Source organism: Streptomyces sp. NPDC060031 (assembly GCF_042736805.1).
In the GTDB taxonomy this organism is placed as follows: domain Bacteria; phylum Actinomycetota; class Actinomycetes; order Streptomycetales; family Streptomycetaceae; genus Streptomyces.
On the sequence record NZ_JBHWVM010000023.1, the window covers coordinates 1 to 16669 of the forward strand.

Sequence of the window (16669 nt, forward strand, 5' to 3'; positions counted from 1 at the left end):
GCCCACGGGGGAGCGGCGGGGCGCGGGCACGGACGTCGTCACCCGAGCGGCAGGTCCACGTACGACGGCGTGGCCTCGGGCGAGGTGAACGCCAGCGTCGCGCGCGGCAGGTTGGCGTCCCCGTAGAACGGGTCGCGCCCGTCCACCACCAGCGCCACCCTGTGCCCGCGCGGTACGTCGTACCCCGTGGCCTGGAGGTCGAGGTCCGCGCTGATCAGGCTGTCCGGCGCCGAGTCGAGGTCGGTGTACGGGGCGTGCGTGATGATGTGGGCCGTGCCGTCGGGGCCCACGTCGAAGAGGTACGCGACGAAGGTGGACCCGGGGTTCGCCGCCCGGTACGTCACCCGCAGCCGGGGTATGCCGCGCAGCCGGGTGACCTCCTCGCCCGGCGCCGAGGCCCACACCGCGGCCACGGTGCGGTCGATGTCGCCGGTCGGGTACGCCTTCGGGCGCCCGGCCAGCTCCGCCAAGCCGCCCGTCACCACGGCGTCGGCGACGGTCGCCGGGGTGTCCACACCGCACAGCACGCCCGCGCTCCAGCCGGCCTCCGGGTCCGGGGCGAGTTCCCCGTCGCCGGTCAGGAACAGCCTGCGGACGTCCCGGGTCACCGCGCTCCAGGCGGGGCGGGCTTCCAGGGTCTGGTTCCACATGACCTCGCTCAGCACCTGCCCCTCCTCGGCGATGGCGTTGTCGACGTCCTTGAGGTGGTGGTCGAACCAGCGGTGGGCGTCCGTCCAGATCCGGTTGGGCAGCCCGAGCATGCCGCTCATCTCGGGGCCGGAGTGGTCGCCGATGGAGAGGTCGATCCGCTTGGGGCCGGTCAGCTCGTTGAACATCCGCAGGGTCTGGTTGCCGGGGAAGAGCGTCTCGTGCCAGGCCTGCGCGAAGAAGACCGGCACCTGGCGGCGGTTGAGCTCCTTGATGTGGGTGAAGGGCGAGCGCGGCTCCGCCCACCGCAGCGTGCCCTCGACGTCGCGGTTGGCGAGGACGTTCTCGAAGACGGCCTGCGTCTGAGGGCTCAGCCGCGCCTTCGCGGCCGCGGCGAGCAGCGCCTCCACGGCGGCCAGGTGGCGCGTGGAGTTCTCGTAGAACGCCTCCCCGAGATCGCCCCAGGTGCTCAGGGCCGCCACGGCGTCCACGCGGGTGTCGTGCGCGGCGACGAGCTGGCTGATGCCGGAGCCGTACGAGTCCCCGAGGAAGCCGACCTTCGTCACCGGCCCGGCGGTGCGCCCGACGACGTACTCCAGCGCCCGGCTGCCGTCGGCGATGTCGAGCGGCCCCGCGACGTCCACCATGCCTTCGGAGGCGGCGAACCCCCGGGCGGTGTAGGCGAGGACGTTGTAGCCGCGCGCCGCGAAGATGCTCGCCTGGACCGCGTACACGAGCCAGCCCAGGCTCGTCCACGGCGAGGGCATCACGATCACCGGGCGCGGTCCGCTCCCGGTGTGCCGCCACAGTGCGGCGTCGAGCAGGTCCCCGTCGGCGCCGGGCACCTTGGCGCGGCCGAAGACGGCGACGGACCGGACGTCCGCGACGTCGGCGGCGCGGGCGGGGGCGAGGCCGGTGACGTCCCCGGTCTCCAGGGCGGTGACGAAGGCGCCGAGGGTGGTCGCGTCGAGTTCGGGATAGAGGGAGAAGGAGGCCGGGCCGGAGGAGGAGGCGGAGAAGGCGGCTGGAGTCACGTCAGTTCATCCTCATCGTCGAGTCGGTCGAGTGACATGGACGCTGGTGCGCGGTGTCGGGCGCCGCCCGGGCCCGGAGCGGAACGCCCAGTATCGACGGGACATCCGGTGACGTATCGCGAGTTTCCGGCTTACGGCCTGAATCGCCCCCTGCGCTCCTTCCGCGGCACCCGGCCGGCCCCGCGGACACCAGCGCGACTCTCAATTCAGGCCGCGGCGAGGCGAGTTGCGGCCGGTGGCGCGAAGTTTCCGAAGAGCAGAAAATCATGCAAGCACGCTTGATTGTTTTCTCGGAGGCTGCCAGTCTTCCCCTCACGCCGAGAGGGGAGCGCACCGTGCCCGATCCGTCCGCCGTCACCGTCTTCGCAGATCTCCGCGAGGAGGGACGGGAACTCGATGCCCTGGTGGGGGAGTTGTCCGATCCGGGCTGGGCGAAGCCCACTCCCGCGACCGGCTGGACCGTCGCCCACCAGATCGCCCACCTGTACTGGACCGACCGGGCCGCGCTGCTCTCCCTCACCGACGCCCCCGGCTTCGCCGCCATGGTCGAGGAGGCCCTGGCGGCCCCCGACTCCTTCGTCGACGAGGGGGCCGAGGAGGGCGCCGCGCTGTCGCCCGCCGAGCTGCTCGCCCGCTGGCGGGCCGGCCGCGATGCCCTCGACGAGGCGCTCGCCGCAGCCTCGCCCGACACCCGCTTCCCCTGGTACGGGCCGCCGATGAAGGCCGCCTCGATGGCGTCGGCCCGCCTCATGGAGACCTGGGCGCACGGCCAGGACGTCGCCGACGCGCTGGGCGTGCGCCGCACCCCGACGGCGCGGCTGCGGCACGTGGCCCGCATCGGCGTACGGGCCCGGGACTACGCCTACGCGGTACGCGGACTGCCCGCGCCTGCCGAGCAGTTCCGGGTGGAGCTGACCGCCCCCGACGGCGCGGGGGCGTGGGCGTACGGCCCCGAGGACGCTCCGCAGCGCATCACGGGCCCGGCGCTGGACTTCTGCCTGCTCGTGACCCAGCGGGCGCACCGCGCCGACCTGGCCCTGACGGCCACCGGAGCCGACGCCGACCGCTGGCTGGACATCGCCCAGGCCTTCGCGGGCCCGGCCGGCCCGGGCCGCGCGCCGGGGTCCTCGCGGTGACGCGGGACCCGCGCCGGCCGGACCCGCGAAGGCCCCTGCGCATCGGCAACGCGTCGGGTTTCTACGGCGACCGCTTCAGCGCACTGCGCGAGATGCTGACCGGCGGCCCGCTGGACGTGGTGACCGGGGACTACCTGGCCGAGCTGACCATGCTGATCCTGGGCCGCGACCGGCTGAAGAACCCGGAACTGGGCTACGCCAAGACCTTCCTGCGGCAGTTGGAGGAAAGCCTGGGCCTCGCGCACGAGCGGGGCGTGCGGATCGTCGCGAACGCGGGCGGCCTCCACCCGGCCGGGCTCGCCGCGGCCGTACGCGAACTCGCGGCGAAGCTGGGCGTCCCCGTCTCGGTCGCGCACGTCGAGGGCGACGACCTCATGCCGTACGCGGAGGGCGCGCTCACCGCGAACGCCTACCTCGGCGGCGCCGGGATCACGGCCTGCCTGCGCGCGGGCGCCGACGTGGTGGTGACCGGCAGGGTCACGGACGCGGCGCTGGTCAGCGGCCCGGCGGCCTGGTGGTTCGACTGGGCTCCCGACGACCACGACCGGCTGGCGGGCGCGGTGGTGGCGGGCCACGTACTGGAATGCGGCACCCAGGCCACGGGCGGCAACTACGCCTTCTTCACCCGGCACGACGTGTCCCGGCCGGGCTTCCCGCTGGCCGAGATCTCCGAGGACGGCTCGGCGGTGATCACCAAGCACCCGGGCACGGGCGGGACGGTCACGACGGGTACGGTCACCGCCCAACTGCTGTACGAGACCCAGGGCGTCCGCTACCTCGGCCCGGACGTGACGGCCCGCCTGGACACGGTCCGCCTGACCCGGGCGGGCCGGGACCGGGTCGCCGTCACGGGAGTCCAGGGCGAACCCCCGCCGTCCTGCCTCAAGGTGGGCGTCACCCGCATCGGCGGCTGGCGCAACGAGGTGGTCTTCGTCCTGACCGGCCTGGACATCGAGGCCAAGGCCGCACTGGTGCGGGGGCAGCTGTCGGAGCTGCTGGAGGGAGTGGCGTCGGCCGACTGGACCCTGTCCCGCACGGACCACGAGGACGCGGCGACCGAGGAGACCGCGAGCGCGCTGCTGCGCCTGGTGGTCCGCGACCCCTCCCCGGACCGCGTGGGCCGCGCCCTGACCTCGGCGGCCGTGGAACTGGCCCTGGGCAGCTACCCGGGCTTCCACGTCACCTCCCCGCCCGGCCCGGCCCAGCCGTACGGGGTCTTCAGCGCGGGCTTCGTCCCGGCGTCCTCGGTCGCCCACGTGGCGGTCCTGCCCGACGGGACGCGCGTATCGGTGGCGCCGCCACCGCGGCCGGGTACCACCTCATCCCCGCCGGCGGAGCTCACCGCACACCCAGCGCCGCCGGCTGTGCTCGGCGTACACCCAGCCCCGCCGGCGTTTGAGGCGCGGGGGTCCGGGGGCGGAGCCCCCGAAGGGGTCCGGGACGAAGCCCCGGTGCCGAGCCGCCGCGCCCCGCTGGGGGCGGTGGCCGGGGCCCGCAGCGGCGACAAGGGCGGCGACGCCAACGTCGGCCTCTGGGTCGAGACGGACGCCGCCTGGCACTGGCTGCAAGCCACCCTCACGGTGGAAACCTTCCGCACCCTGCTCCCCGAGACCTCCGGTCTCCCCGTCACCCGCCACCCCCTCCCGCACCTGCGCGCCCTGAACTTCACAGTCGAAGGCATCCTCGGCGACGGCGTGGCCGCGGGCCACCGCTTCGATCCCCAGGCCAAAGCACTCGGCGAATGGCTCCGCGCCCGCCACCTCGACATCCCCGTCCACCTTCTCCCCGACCCGGAGGTCGGCCCATGACCCGGCTCGGCAGCAGCGTCGACACCCGCGGCCCCGAACACGTCGCCCACAGGGCCGCCGCCCTGGAACGCCTCGCCGCCCTCGACGCCGAACACGCCAAGGCCCTGCAGGGCGGCGGCGAGAAGTACACCGCCCGCCACAAGCAGCGCGACAAGCTCCTGGCCCGCGAGCGCATCGAGCTGCTCCTCGACCCGGACACGCCCTTCCTGGAGCTGTCCCCGCTCGCGGCCTGGGGCAGTGATTACCCCGTCGGCGCCTCCATGGTGACCGGCATCGGCACCGTCGAGGGCGTCGCGTGCCTGGTCACCGCCAACGACCCCACCGTCCGCGGCGGAGCGAGCAACCCCTGGACCCTGAAGAAGGCCCTGCGGGCCAACGAGATCGCCCGCCAGAACCGCCTGCCCTGCATCAGCCTCGTCGAGTCCGGCGGCGCCGATCTCCCCTCCCAGAAGGAGATCTTCATCCCGGGCGGCGCGATCTTCCGCGACCTCACCCGCCTCTCGGCCGAGGGCATCCCCACCATCGCCGTCGTCTTCGGCAACTCCACCGCCGGAGGCGCGTACATCCCGGGGATGTCCGACCACACCATCATGATCAAGGACCGGTCGAAGGTGTTCCTCGGCGGTCCGCCGCTCGTCAAGATGGCCACCGGCGAGGAGAGCGACGACGAGTCCCTCGGCGGCGCCGACATGCACGCCCGCACCTCCGGTCTCGCCGACTACTACGCCCTCGACGAGCACGACGCCATCCGCCGGGCCCGCCGCGTCGTGGCCCGCCTGAACCACCGCAGGGCCCGCCAGGACCCGCCGCAGGCCGAGGAGCCGGCGTACGACCCCGAGGAACTCCTCGGCATCGTCCCCGCCGACCTCAAGACCCCCTTCGACCCCCGCGAGGTCATCGCCCGCATCGTCGACGGCTCCGACTTCGACGAGTTCAAGCCCCTCTACGGCACCAGCCTGGTCACCGGCTGGGCCGAGCTGCACGGCTACCCGGTGGGCATCCTCGCCAATGCCCAGGGCGTGCTGTTCAGCGCCGAGTCGCAGAAGGCCGCCCAGTTCATCCAGCTCGCCAACCAGCGCGACATCCCGCTGCTCTTCCTCCACAACACCACCGGCTACATGGTCGGCAAGGAGTACGAACAGGGCGGCATCATCAAGCACGGCTCGATGATGATCAACGCGGTCTCCAACTCCCGCGTCCCGCACCTGTCCGTCCTCATCGGCGCGAGCTACGGGGCCGGCCACTACGGCATGTGCGGCCGCGCCTTCGAGCCCCGGTTCCTCTTCGCCTGGCCCAGCGCCAAGTCCGCCGTCATGGGACCCCAGCAGCTCGCCGGAGTCCTCTCCATCGTGGCCCGGCAGTCCGCCGCCGCGAAGGGGCAGCCGTACGACGACGAGGCCGACGCCGGCATGCGCGCCTTCGTGGAGGCACAGATCGAGTCCGAGTCCCTGCCGACCTTCCTGTCCGGACGGCTGTACGACGACGGGATCATCGACCCCCGCGACACCCGAACCGTCCTCGGCCTGTGCCTGTCGGCCGTCCACAACGCCCCCGTCGAGGGCGCCCGTGGCGGCTTCGGCATCTTCCGGATGTGAGCGCCCCCATGACCATCACCTCCCTCCTCGTCGCCAACCGGGGCGAGATCGCCGTCCGTATCTTCCGCACCGCCCGCGCCCAGGGCGTGGCCACCGTCGCCGTCCACTCCGACCCCGACGAGAACGCCCTGCACGTACGCGACGCCGACGCGGCCGTACGCCTGCCCGGCGCGGCCCCCGCCGACACCTACCTGCGCGGCGACCTGATCATCAAGGCCGCCCTCGCCGCGGGCGCCGACGCCGTCCACCCCGGCTACGGCTTCCTCTCCGAGAACGCCGGATTCGCCCGCGAGGTCCTGGCCGCGGGTCTGACCTGGATCGGCCCGCCCCCCGAGGCCATCGAGGCCATGGCCTCCAAGACCCGCGCCAAGGAACTGATGCGCGCCGCCGGGGTGCCCCTCCTGGAGCCCGTCGACCCGGCCACCGCCACCGGCGCGGACCTGCCGCTGCTCCTGAAAGCCGCGGCGGGCGGCGGCGGCCGCGGGATGCGCGTCGTACGGGACCTCGATGCCCTGAAGGAGGAGCTGGAGGCCGCGTCCGCGGAGGCCCGCTCGGCCTTCGGAGACGGAGAGGTCTTCGCCGAGCCCTACGTCGAACGGGGCCGCCACGTCGAGGTGCAGATCCTCGCCGACGCGCACGGCACCGTCTGGGCACTCGGCACCCGCGACTGCTCCCTCCAGCGGCGCCACCAGAAGGTCATAGAGGAGGCTCCGGCGCCCGGCCTGCCCGAGCAGCTGCGCACGAGCCTGCACGAGGCCGCCGTGGCCGCCGCCCGTGCGGTCTCCTACCAGGGCGCGGGCACCGTCGAGTTCCTCGTCGCCGCCGACGGCCGCCCGTACTTCCTGGAGATGAACACCCGCCTCCAGGTGGAACACCCCGTCACCGAAGCCGTCTTCGGGCTCGACCTCGTAGCCCTGCAACTGCGGATCGCCGAGGGCGCGGCCCTGCCCCTCACGCCCCCGCAGCCGTCCGGCCACGCCGTCGAGGCCCGCCTGTACGCCGAGGACCCCGCCCAGAACTGGCGTCCGCAGACCGGCGTACTGCACACCCTCGCCGTCCCCGGAGAGGTCCGCGTGGACACCGGCTTCGCCGACGGGGATCCGGTCGGCATCCACTACGACCCGATGCTCGCCAAGGTCGTCGCGCACGCCCCGACCCGCGCCGAGGCCGTGCGCGCCCTCGCCCACGCCCTCGCCGGGGCCCGGATCCACGGCCTCACCACCAACCGCGAGCTCCTCGTACGGTCCCTGCGGCACCCGGAGTTCACCGCCGGACGCCTCGACACCGGCTTCTACGAACGTCACCTCGCCGAGCTGACCGAAGACACCCCCGACGCCGGCCGGGCCACCACCCTGTCGGCCCTCGCCGCCGCCCTCGCCGAAGCGGCCCCCGGCCCGGAGGCCCCCCTCGCCGCCCGCCTCGGCGGCTGGCGCAACCTGCGTTCCCAGCCGCAGACCCGCCGCTACACCGCGGCCGGCACCGCATACGAGGTCCGCTACCACCCCCTGGACCACCCCGGCGTCCGGGTCCTGGCCGCGAACCCCGAGCTCGTCACCCTCGAAGTCGAGGGAATCCGGCGGGTGTTCCACGTGAAACAAAATTCGAACACCGCCGGTGTGCGCGAGATCTACGTCGACTCCGCACTCGGCTCCCACACCCTCGTCCCCGTGCCCCGGTTCGCCGATCCCCAGGACCGCACCGAGCCCGGCTCCCTCCTCGCGCCCATGCCCGGCACCGTCGTCCGCGTCGCCGAGGGCCTCGCCCCCGGCAGCGCCGTCACCGCCGGGCAGCCCCTGCTCTGGCTGGAGGCCATGAAGATGGAGCACCGCATCCTCGCTCCGGCCTCCGGCACGCTCACCGCGCTCCACGCCGCCACCGGCCAACAGGTCGAGTTCGGCGCCCTGCTCGCCGTAGTCCAGGAGGAAACGCCGTCATGAGCTCCGCCACCAGCACCGTCGAGACCGAAGAGCACAAGGCCCTGCGCGCCGCCGTCGCCGCCCTCGGGCAGCGCTACGGCCGCGAGTACCTCGCCCGCGTCGCCCGCGAAGGCGGCCACCCCGACGAGCTGTGGGCCGACGCCGCCAAGCTCGGCTACCTCGGGGTCAACCTGCCCGAGGAGTACGGCGGCGGAGGCGGCGGCATCGCCGAACTGTCCATCGTCCTTGAAGAGCTGGGCGCCGCGGGCTGCCCCCTCCTGATGATGGTGGTCTCGCCCGCCATCTGCGGCACGGTCATCTCCCGCTTCGGCACCGCGGCCCAGAAGCAGGCCTGGCTCCCCGGCCTCGCCGACGGCAGCCGCACGATGGCCTTCGGCATCACCGAGCCCGACGCGGGCTCCAACTCCCACCGCATCACCACCACCGCCCGCCGCGACGGCGACGAGTGGGTGCTGACCGGCCGCAAGGTCTTCATCTCCGGCGTGGACATCGCCGACGCCACCCTCATCGTCGGCCGCACCGAGGACGCCAAGAGCGGGCGCCTGAAGCCCTGCCTGTTCATCGTCCCGCGGGACACCCCGGGCTTCACCCGGTCGGTCATCGACATGGAACTCCAGGCCGCGGAGAAACAGTTCGAGCTCGTCCTGGACGAGGTCCGGCTCCCCGCCGACGCCCTCGTCGGCGACGAGGACGCGGGCCTGCTCCAGCTCTTCGCCGGCCTCAACCCCGAACGCATCATGACCGCCGCCTTCGCCATCGGCATGGGCCGCCACGCACTGGCCAAAGCCGTGGACTACGCCAAGACCCGCCAGGTGTGGAAGGAGCCCATCGGCAGCCACCAGGCCGTCGCCCACCCCCTCGCCGCCGCGCACATCGAGCTGGAACTCGCCCGCCTGATGATGCAGAAGGCCGCCCACCTCTACGACGCGGGCGACGACATGGGCGCGGGCGAGGCCGCGAACATGGCCAAGTACGCTGCCGCCGAGGCCTGCGTTCGGGCGGTGGACCAGTCCGTCCACACCCTGGGCGGCAACGGCCTCACCCGCGAATACGGCCTGGCCGGCCTCATCACCGCCTCCCGGGTGGCCCGTATCGCGCCCGTCAGCCGCGAGATGATCCTCAACTTCGTCTCGCACCAGACCCTGGGCTTGCCCAAGTCCTACTAGGAGGGACGACATGCCCCCGACCGTCGCAGCCGCGCACCACCGCGGGATCACCACGCTCACGCTCGACTCCCCGGCCAACCGCAACGCACTGTCCGCGGACCTCGTCGGCGAGCTGCGCGCAGCCCTCGCCGCGGCGGGCGCGGACCCGGCGGTCCGGGCCGTCGTCCTCACCCACACCGGCACCACCTTCTGCGCGGGCGCCGACCTCAAGTCGCCCTGCGACCCCGCCGACTTCCTGGCCCTGCTCAGGGAGATCACCGAGCTGCCCCGGCCCGTCGTCGCCCGTGTCACCGGCCACGTCCGGGCGGGCGGCCTCGGGCTGCTCGGCGCCTGCGACATCGCGGCCGCCGGGCCGCAGTCCTCGTACGCCTTCACCGAGACCCACCTGGGCCTGGCCCCCGCGGTCATCTCGATCCCGCTGCTCCCGCGGCTCGACGCGCGCGCCGCCGGCCGCTACTTCCTGACCGCCGAGCTCTTCGACGCCGCCGAGGCCGCCCGCATTGGGCTGCTCACCCTGCACGCCGAGCAGGTTGACGAGGCCCTGGAGCCGGTCCTCGCGGGCCTGCGCAAGGCCTCCCCGCAGGGCCTGGCGCAGACCAAGGCCCTGACCACCGCCGCCGTACGCGAGGCCCTCGACCGGGACGGCGCCCGCCTCACCGAGCTGTCCGCGGGGCTCTTCGCCTCCGCCGAGGCCCGCGAAGGCATCACCGCCCGCTTCGAACGACGGGACCCCGCATGGGCACTGTGACCGGCCCCGGCCCGGGCCCCGGCGCCACGCCTGCCCCCGCCCCCGCCCAGGGCCCCAAGCAGGCCCGCAGCCGGGTCACCCGGCGCCACCTCCTCGACGCCGCCGTCTCCTGCCTCGCGGAACACGGCTGGGCGGGCTCCACCGTCGCCGTCGTCGCCGAGCGCGCCGGAGTCTCCCGCGGCGCGGCCCAGCACCACTTCCGGACCCGCGAGGACCTGTTCACCGCGGCCGTCGAATACGTCGCCGAGGAGCGCTCCACCGCCCTGCGCGAGCTGTTCCAGGCCGGCCCGGCGCCCCGGCCCGCCGTGGTGGAAGCCCTGGTCGACATGTACACGGGCGTGCTCTTCCGGGCCGCGCTCCAACTGTGGGTCGCCGCCTCCAACGAGGAGCAGCTGCGGCCCCGGGTCGCCGAACTGGAGACCCGGGTGGGCCGCGAAACCCACCGCATCGCGGTGGAGCTGCTGGGCGCGGACGAGTCCGTACCGGGCGTACGGGAGACCGTGCAGGGCCTGCTCGACATGGCCCGGGGGCTGGGCCTGGCCAACGTGCTGAGCGACGACACCGCCCGCCGCGCCCGGGTCGTCGCCCAGTGGGCCCGGATCCTGGACGCGACCCTGGGCTGAGGCGGGCGGCGGCGGCCCGCCGCCGCGCACGTCAGCCCGGGAAGGGGCGGGGCCGCCGGCTCAGGCGGTCTCCGCCATGTCGGCGTAGCCCTCGATCTCGCGCGGGTTGCGGACCCCCGGCCCGGTGTAGCGGGCGGACGGGCGCACCAGGCGGCCGGTGCGCTTCTGCTCAAGGATGTGCGCCGACCAGCCGGCGGTACGGGCGCAGGTGAACATGGAGGTGAACATGTGCGCCGGGACCTCCGCGAAGTCCAGCATGATCGCGGCCCAGAACTCCACGTTGGTCGCCAGCACCCGGTCGGGGCGGCGCGCGTGCAGCTCCTCCAGCGCGGCCTTCTCCAGCGCGGCGGCGACCTCGTAGCGCGGGGCGTCCAACTCCTTGGCGGTGCGCCGCAGCACGCGGGCGCGGGGGTCCTCGGCCCGGTACACGCGGTGCCCGAAGCCCATCAGCCGGTCGCCCTTGTCGAGGGCCTTCTTCACGTACGCCACGGCGTCGCCGGTGCGCTCGATCTCCTCGATCATGCCGAGCACGCGCGACGGCGCACCGCCGTGCAGCGGCCCGGACATGGCGCCGACGGCCCCGGACAGCGCGGCCGCCACGTCGGCGCCGGTGGAGGCGATGACGCGCGCGGTGAACGTCGAGGCGTTCATCCCGTGCTCGGCGGCGGAGGTCCAGTACGCGTCGACGGCCTTGACGTGCCGCGGGTCCGGCTCGCCGCGCCAGCGGATCATGAACCGCTCGACCACGGACCCGGCCTTGTCGATCTCCCGCTGCGGCACCATGGCCCGGCCCTGCCCGCGGGCGGACTGGGCGACGTACGAGAGCGCCATGACGGCGGCCCGCGCCAGGTCGTCACGGGCGGTCCGCTCGTCGATGTCGAGGAGCGGTTTCAGACCCCACACGGGGGCGAGCATGGCGAGCGCGGACTGGACGTCCACGCGGATGTCACCGGAGTGCACGGGGATCGGGAAGGGCTCGGCGGCGGGCAGGCCGGGGTTGAACGCACCGTCGACCAGCAGGCCCCAGACGTTCCCGAACGAGACGTGCCCGACGAGGTCCTCGATGTCGACCCCGCGGTAGCGCAGCGAACCGCCTTCCTTGTCCGGTTCGGCGATCTCGGTCTCGAACGCGACGACCCCTTCGAGCCCGGGTACGAAGTCGGACATGCGGCGGCTCCTCAGATAGTGCGAACACGCGCGGCTCCCGGCGTGATTCGCGGTCCGGCGCGGTCATCCCCGTTGATGCCCGGCACGGCCGATGGTCACCCACGCGGGAACCCTCGGACCGGCCTCAAGATTTTGTCCGTTCCGCATGGCGCGGGGAAGCGTGACGTCCGGCACACCTCCGGCAGTCATACTGCGGCAGGATGGCCCGGTGACCGACCCCCAGGACCTTGACCCCGCCGTCATGCGCAAGCAGTACCGCTCGGAGATCGTCTTCGAGGGCAGCCTCGCCGCGGACCCCCTGAGGCAGTTCGCCGAGTGGTTCCGCCAGGCGACGGACGCGCACCTCTTCGAACCCAACGCGATGGTCGTCTCGACCGCGACCCCCGACGGCCGGCCCAGCTCCCGCACGGTGCTGCTGAAGCAGTTCGGCGAGCGGGGCTTCGTCTTCTTCACCAATTACGGCTCCCGCAAGGGCCGGGAGATCGACGCCAACCCGTACGTCTCGCTGCTCTTCCCCTGGCACCCCATCGCCCGCCAGGTCATCGTGACCGGCACGGCCACCCGTATCGGCCGCGACGAGACCGCGGCGTACTTCCGCTCCCGGCCGCACGGCTCCCAGCTGGGCGCGTGGGCGAGCGAGCAGTCCCGGGTGATCGACTCGCGCGCCGAACTCGACCGGCGCTACGCGGAACTCGAGGCGCGCTACCCGGAGGGCGAGCAGGTCCCGGTCCCGCCGGAGTGGGGCGGCGTGCGGGTCGTTCCCGACGCGGTGGAGTTCTGGCAGGGGCACGAGAACCGCCTGCACGACCGCCTGCGGTACGTCGCCGAAGGCGACAAGTGGCGGCTCGAACGGCTCTGCCCCTGACGCAACGCAGGCGACCCGCGGGCTCTGGTCTCTCTCCTGCAGTGAGAGAAGCCGGCCGGACGTACCGGCGAGCCCGCGGGTCGGGTGACTGCTTGGGATTGGCGCCTGGCGTTCCCGCCGGGCACCGCACTGGGTGCGTGCGACGACGGGCGCTTTAGCCCGCAGCCACCTCACGCGTCCGGTTTCCGTACATTTCGGGAACCACCTCCCTTCTCGTGTACCCCAGAGCCTAGGCACCCCTCCCGGGCCCCACAACTGTTTATTCTGGCGGCCGGGCCAGGGGGGCCAAATGAAGCTTCGCGGGCGCGATCGGATGGCGACCGCCGAGCGCCTGCCCGTCTGGTTCAGGGTGACGGCCTTCGTCCTGCCGACGGCCTTCGTCGCGTTCGCGGCGTACGCCCGGCCGCGCCGGTTCACCGCCCTCGACCGCGAGGGGATCTCCGTGCGCGGCCCCCTGCGCGTCCGGCGGCTGCCCTGGGCCGAACTGCGCGACGTCAGGGCCGAGTCCGTCCGCGAGCGCTTGCAGACGGCGGGTGCGCCGAGGGTCCAGGCGTACGTCTACCTCGCCGACGGCAAGCGGGTGCTGCTGCCGTGCGTCGATGACGTGGAGCTCGTCGCGGCCCGTACCGAGGTCGCCTTCATCAGGTCCGTGTGGGCCGAGCTGCGCGGGCCCGGGTGGCAGCCGGATCCGGACGCGCAGGTGCGGATCGCCCGGGCCGTAGCCCGCCGGGAGCGGCGCCTGCGGGCGCTCTCCGGATGGCCGGGCCGGCTCGCGGCCGCGGCCGTGGTCGGCGCCTCCATCGTGCTCAGCCTCATTGCCTTCGGCTGATCCGCCACCCCCGCAGCTGGGACAAACCGGGATGATTGCGGGAAGCGGGTGTGGGCTGGGTCACGTTCCAGTTCAATGATCTGACGTGCCGCACACGCGAACACCTGCAGGGGGTGCCAGGTGAGTGCTTCCGGACGTAGTGAGACCGCCGACGATCTGCTCGCAGCGCTGCTCGACGGGATGGACGCCGCCCTGTGCGCGTTCGACGCCGACGGCGTGATCACCCATTGGAACCGCGAGGCCGAGCGGATCCTGGGGTGGTCCGCGGCCGAGGCCGTGGGACGCAAGGGGTTCGCGGGGTGGGCCGTACGGGCCGCCGACGCGCTGGACGTACAGGACAGACTCATGGCCGCCCAGGACGTGCCGGGACGGCAGGTCCACGAGTTCGCGCTGCTGACCAAGAGCGGCGGCCGCGTCCTGGTGCGGACCCAGTCCGCCGGAGTGCCCGGCGCCGACGGCAAGCCCGCCGGGGTGTACTGCGCCTTCAGCGCGGTCCACGCGCAGATCGACCTCGAGCGGTCCATCGCCCTCAGCGAGGCGCTGATGGACGACGCCTCGTGGGGCGTCGTCCTCGTCGACGTGGACCTGCGCCCGGCGGCGGTCAACGCGCACGCCGCCCGCGCCCTCGCCTCCGGGCGCACCGCGCTGCTCGGGCGGCCCCTCGGGGACCTGCTGACCCAGGGCGTCGAGGAGCTGGAGGGCGCCCTCCAGCACGTGCTGGCCGAGGGCGCGCCGCCCAAACCCGTGGAGCTGTGGGTGTCCGTGCGCACCCCCGAGGGGGTGCGGCGGCGGTGCTGGCGGTGCGGCTTCCTGCGGCTGGCCTCGCCGCTCGCGGAGGAACCCGTACCGCTCGGGGTCGCCCTGCTGTTCCAGGACGTCACCGAGGCCCGCCGGGCGGAACTGGACACCGCGCAACTGCGGTTCCGCTCGCACCAGCTGCACCGCGCGGGCCGGGCGGCCGCCGAGTGCGAGGACCCGGCCGAGGCGGCCTCCGTACGGCTGGACTTCGCCCTGGCCGGCTTCGCCGAGCACGCACTGCTCGACGTACTGGAGCGGCCCGGCGACCCCGACCGGCCGCGGCTCGTACGGTCGGCCGCGTCCCCGCCCGGGTTCCCGGCGCCGGGGTCGATCCCCGTACGGTACGAGGCCGGCCACCCGGTGCTGCAGGCGCTGGAACGGTCCGGCTCCGTGCGCACCAGCGGGCCGCGCGGCGAGGCGGCCGACGAGTGGGCGCGGTCCCGGCAGTGGCCGCAGGGCGCGGTGCACGGGCTGTGCGTGGTGCTGCGCAGCCGGGGCCGGACCCTGGGCGCGCTGACGTTCCTGCGCGGACCCTCGCGGGCCGCCTTCGAACGGGCGGACGCGGCGTACGCGGAGGAGGTCGCGGCCCGCGTCGCGGCCGACCTGGACCTGGCGACCCGGGGCGCTGACTAGTGGCGGAAGAAGATCCGGTCGCCGTACTCCTGCATCACGCGGCCGTTCCACTCGTGGCCGCCGTCGACGTTGCCCGAGCGCAGCAGCGGCGGCTCCAGCCCGCGGGCGGCCAGCTCGCCGGCCGCGGCGGCCATGACCGCCTGCATGATCGCGCTGGTCACCACGGTGGAGGCGGGGGCGAAGGGGGCCTCGATGCCGTCGAGGCTCAGCTCGGCGTCGCCGACCGCGATCTTGCTGTCGAGGACGATGTCGCAGTGGTCCTTGAGGAAGGTTCCGGACACGTGCCGCGACCTGGTCCCGGTCGCGTACGCCACCGAGGTCACGCCGATGACCTTGAGGCCGATGGCGCGGGCGTTCATGGCCATCTCGACCGGCAGGGCGTTGCGCCCGGAGAGGGAGATGATCACGAGGACGTCGCCGTCGGAGGCCGGGCTGCTGTCCAGTACGGCTCCGGCGAGCCCGTCCACGCGCTCCAGTGCGCTTCCGAGGGTGGCGGGCATGATGTCGATGCCCGCGGTGCCGGGGACGGCGAGGAAGTTCATGAGGGCGAGCCCGCCGGCCCGGTAGACCACGTCCTGGGCGGGGAGGGAGGAGTGCCCGGCCCCGAAGGCGAAGAGCTTGTTGCCGGCGGCCACGGCGTCCGCGATGACGACACCGGCCTCGCTGATGTGCGAGGACTCCTCGTCCCGCACCCGTTCCAGCAGCCCGATGGCGGCGTCGAAGAACTGACCGGCCAGCTTGCTCTCGCTCATACGCCGAAGGCCTTCCGGGTGGGGTGCAGATGGATGCGTCGTCGTCCGTGTCCGCCGCTCACCGTGCGGTCTGGACCAACGGCCTGTCAATACGGACGTCAATCCCGTGGCCGAAGGCGCCGCAAGACGTCCTGGAACGGCCTTGACCCTCGGCACGGGACGGTTGTCGGCCCGATGCGTCAGAATTGGGGGCAGGGCCAGCGCACGCAATCCGAGGGGCACGAATGTCCGGACTGATCGATACCACGGAGATGTATCTCCGCACCATCCTCGAGCTGGAAGAGGAAGGCGTGGTCCCCATGCGCGCCCGTATCGCCGAGCGGCTCGACCAGAGCGGCCCGACGGTGAGCCAGACGGTGGCGCGGATGGAGCGGGACGGCCTGGTGGCGGTGGCCAGCGACCGTCACCTGGAGCTGACCGAGGAGGGGCGCCGGCTGGCGACGCGCGTGATGCGCAAGCACCGGCTCGCCGAGTGCCTGCTCGTCGACGTCATCGGCCTGGAGTGGGAGCAGGTGCACGCAGAGGCCTGCCGCTGGGAGCACGTGATGAGCGAGGCGGTGGAGCGGCGGGTGCTGGAACTGCTGCGCCACCCGACCGAGTCGCCGTACGGAAACCCGATCCCGGGGCTGGAGGAACTGGGCGAGAAGGCCGAGGCGGATCCGTTCCTGGAGGACGGCATGGTCAGCCTGTCGGAGCTGGACCCGGGCGCCGAGGGCAAGACGGTGGTCGTGCGCCGGATCGGGGAGCCGATCCAGACGGACGCGCAGCTGATGTACACGCTGCGGCGGGCGGGTGTGCAGCCCGGTTCGGTGGTGAGCGTGACCGAGTCGCCCGGCGGTGTGCTGGTCGGCAGCGGTGGCGAGGCCGCCGAGCTGGATGCGGTCGTCGCCTCGCACGTGTTCGTCGCGAAGCGCTGACCTGGGGCGGAAC

General features: G+C 73.5%; 14 protein-coding genes. 11 read left to right on the plus strand and 3 right to left on the minus strand.

Annotation, left to right across the window (positions count from 1 at the left end):
• Positions 1–38 precede the first annotated feature (38 nt).
• Complete coding sequence (locus ACFWB8_RS13030) at positions 39–1682, minus strand: CocE/NonD family hydrolase (protein ID WP_385225281.1); 1644 nt, start codon at positions 1680–1682, stop codon at positions 39–41.
• A gap of 335 nt (positions 1683–2017) precedes the next feature.
• Between ACFWB8_RS13030 and ACFWB8_RS13035 the strand changes: the two genes are divergently transcribed.
• The 7 genes from ACFWB8_RS13035 (at position 2018) to ACFWB8_RS13065 (ending at position 10695) form a co-directional block, all read left to right on the plus strand.
• Positions 2018–2818: a TIGR03084 family metal-binding protein gene (locus tag ACFWB8_RS13035; RefSeq protein ID WP_385225283.1), complete on the plus strand. Its 801-nt coding sequence runs from the start codon at positions 2018–2020 to the stop codon at positions 2816–2818.
• A gap of 92 nt (positions 2819–2910) precedes the next feature.
• On the plus strand, positions 2911–4626 hold the full coding sequence (locus ACFWB8_RS13040) for an acyclic terpene utilization AtuA family protein (RefSeq protein WP_385225441.1): 1716 nt from the start codon (positions 2911–2913) through the stop codon (positions 4624–4626).
• Positions 4623–6221: an acyl-CoA carboxylase subunit beta gene (locus ACFWB8_RS13045; RefSeq protein ID WP_385225285.1), complete on the plus strand. Its 1599-nt coding sequence runs from the start codon at positions 4623–4625 to the stop codon at positions 6219–6221. The genes ACFWB8_RS13040 and ACFWB8_RS13045 overlap by 4 nt, the downstream gene beginning before the upstream one ends.
• Before the next feature lie 8 nt (positions 6222–6229).
• The gene (locus tag ACFWB8_RS13050; RefSeq protein ID WP_385225443.1) at positions 6230–8158 is read left to right on the plus strand and encodes a biotin carboxylase N-terminal domain-containing protein; all 1929 of its coding nucleotides are present in this window, start codon (positions 6230–6232) and stop codon (positions 8156–8158) included.
• The gene (locus ACFWB8_RS13055) at positions 8155–9324 is read left to right on the plus strand and encodes an acyl-CoA dehydrogenase family protein (protein WP_385225287.1); all 1170 of its coding nucleotides are present in this window, start codon (positions 8155–8157) and stop codon (positions 9322–9324) included. The genes ACFWB8_RS13050 and ACFWB8_RS13055 overlap by 4 nt, the downstream gene beginning before the upstream one ends.
• 10 nt (positions 9325–9334) lie before the next feature.
• Positions 9335–10072 (plus strand): enoyl-CoA hydratase family protein, encoded by a 738-nt coding sequence (locus ACFWB8_RS13060; protein WP_385225289.1) that lies wholly within the window; start codon positions 9335–9337, stop codon positions 10070–10072.
• The gene (locus ACFWB8_RS13065) at positions 10060–10695 is read left to right on the plus strand and encodes a TetR/AcrR family transcriptional regulator (RefSeq protein WP_385225291.1); all 636 of its coding nucleotides are present in this window, start codon (positions 10060–10062) and stop codon (positions 10693–10695) included. The genes ACFWB8_RS13060 and ACFWB8_RS13065 overlap by 13 nt, the downstream gene beginning before the upstream one ends.
• 60 nt (positions 10696–10755) lie before the next feature.
• Here ACFWB8_RS13065 and ACFWB8_RS13070 read toward each other — a convergent pair whose 3' ends face one another.
• Positions 10756–11862: a citrate synthase 2 gene (locus tag ACFWB8_RS13070; RefSeq protein WP_385225293.1), complete on the minus strand. Its 1107-nt coding sequence runs from the start codon at positions 11860–11862 to the stop codon at positions 10756–10758.
• Positions 11863–12103: 241 nt separating this feature from the next.
• On the opposite strand from ACFWB8_RS13070, the gene pdxH reads away from it, so the two are divergent.
• The 3 genes from pdxH to ACFWB8_RS13085 all read left to right on the plus strand — a co-directional run bounded on the left by pdxH (position 12104) and on the right by ACFWB8_RS13085 (position 14987).
• A complete protein-coding gene (gene pdxH, locus ACFWB8_RS13075; protein ID WP_385225445.1) occupies positions 12104–12727 on the plus strand; it encodes a pyridoxamine 5'-phosphate oxidase in 624 nt (207 codons plus the stop codon).
• Positions 12728–13016: 289 nt separating this feature from the next.
• On the plus strand, positions 13017–13556 hold the full coding sequence (locus ACFWB8_RS13080; RefSeq protein ID WP_385225295.1) for a PH domain-containing protein: 540 nt from the start codon (positions 13017–13019) through the stop codon (positions 13554–13556).
• A gap of 120 nt (positions 13557–13676) precedes the next feature.
• Positions 13677–14987, plus strand: coding sequence for a PAS domain-containing protein (locus ACFWB8_RS13085; RefSeq protein WP_385225297.1), 1311 nt, complete (start codon positions 13677–13679; stop codon positions 14985–14987).
• Here ACFWB8_RS13085 and ACFWB8_RS13090 read toward each other — a convergent pair.
• Entirely contained in the window at positions 14984–15739 is a 756-nt protein-coding gene (locus tag ACFWB8_RS13090) for an SIS domain-containing protein (protein WP_385225299.1), read from the minus strand. The two genes, ACFWB8_RS13085 and ACFWB8_RS13090, sit on opposite strands and share 4 nt — an antisense overlap.
• A gap of 224 nt (positions 15740–15963) precedes the next feature.
• Here ACFWB8_RS13090 and ACFWB8_RS13095 point away from each other — a divergent pair, with 224 nt between their 5' ends.
• Positions 15964–16656, plus strand: coding sequence for a metal-dependent transcriptional regulator (locus ACFWB8_RS13095; protein ID WP_385225301.1), 693 nt, complete (start codon positions 15964–15966; stop codon positions 16654–16656).
• The last annotated feature ends 13 nt before the right edge of the window (positions 16657–16669 follow it).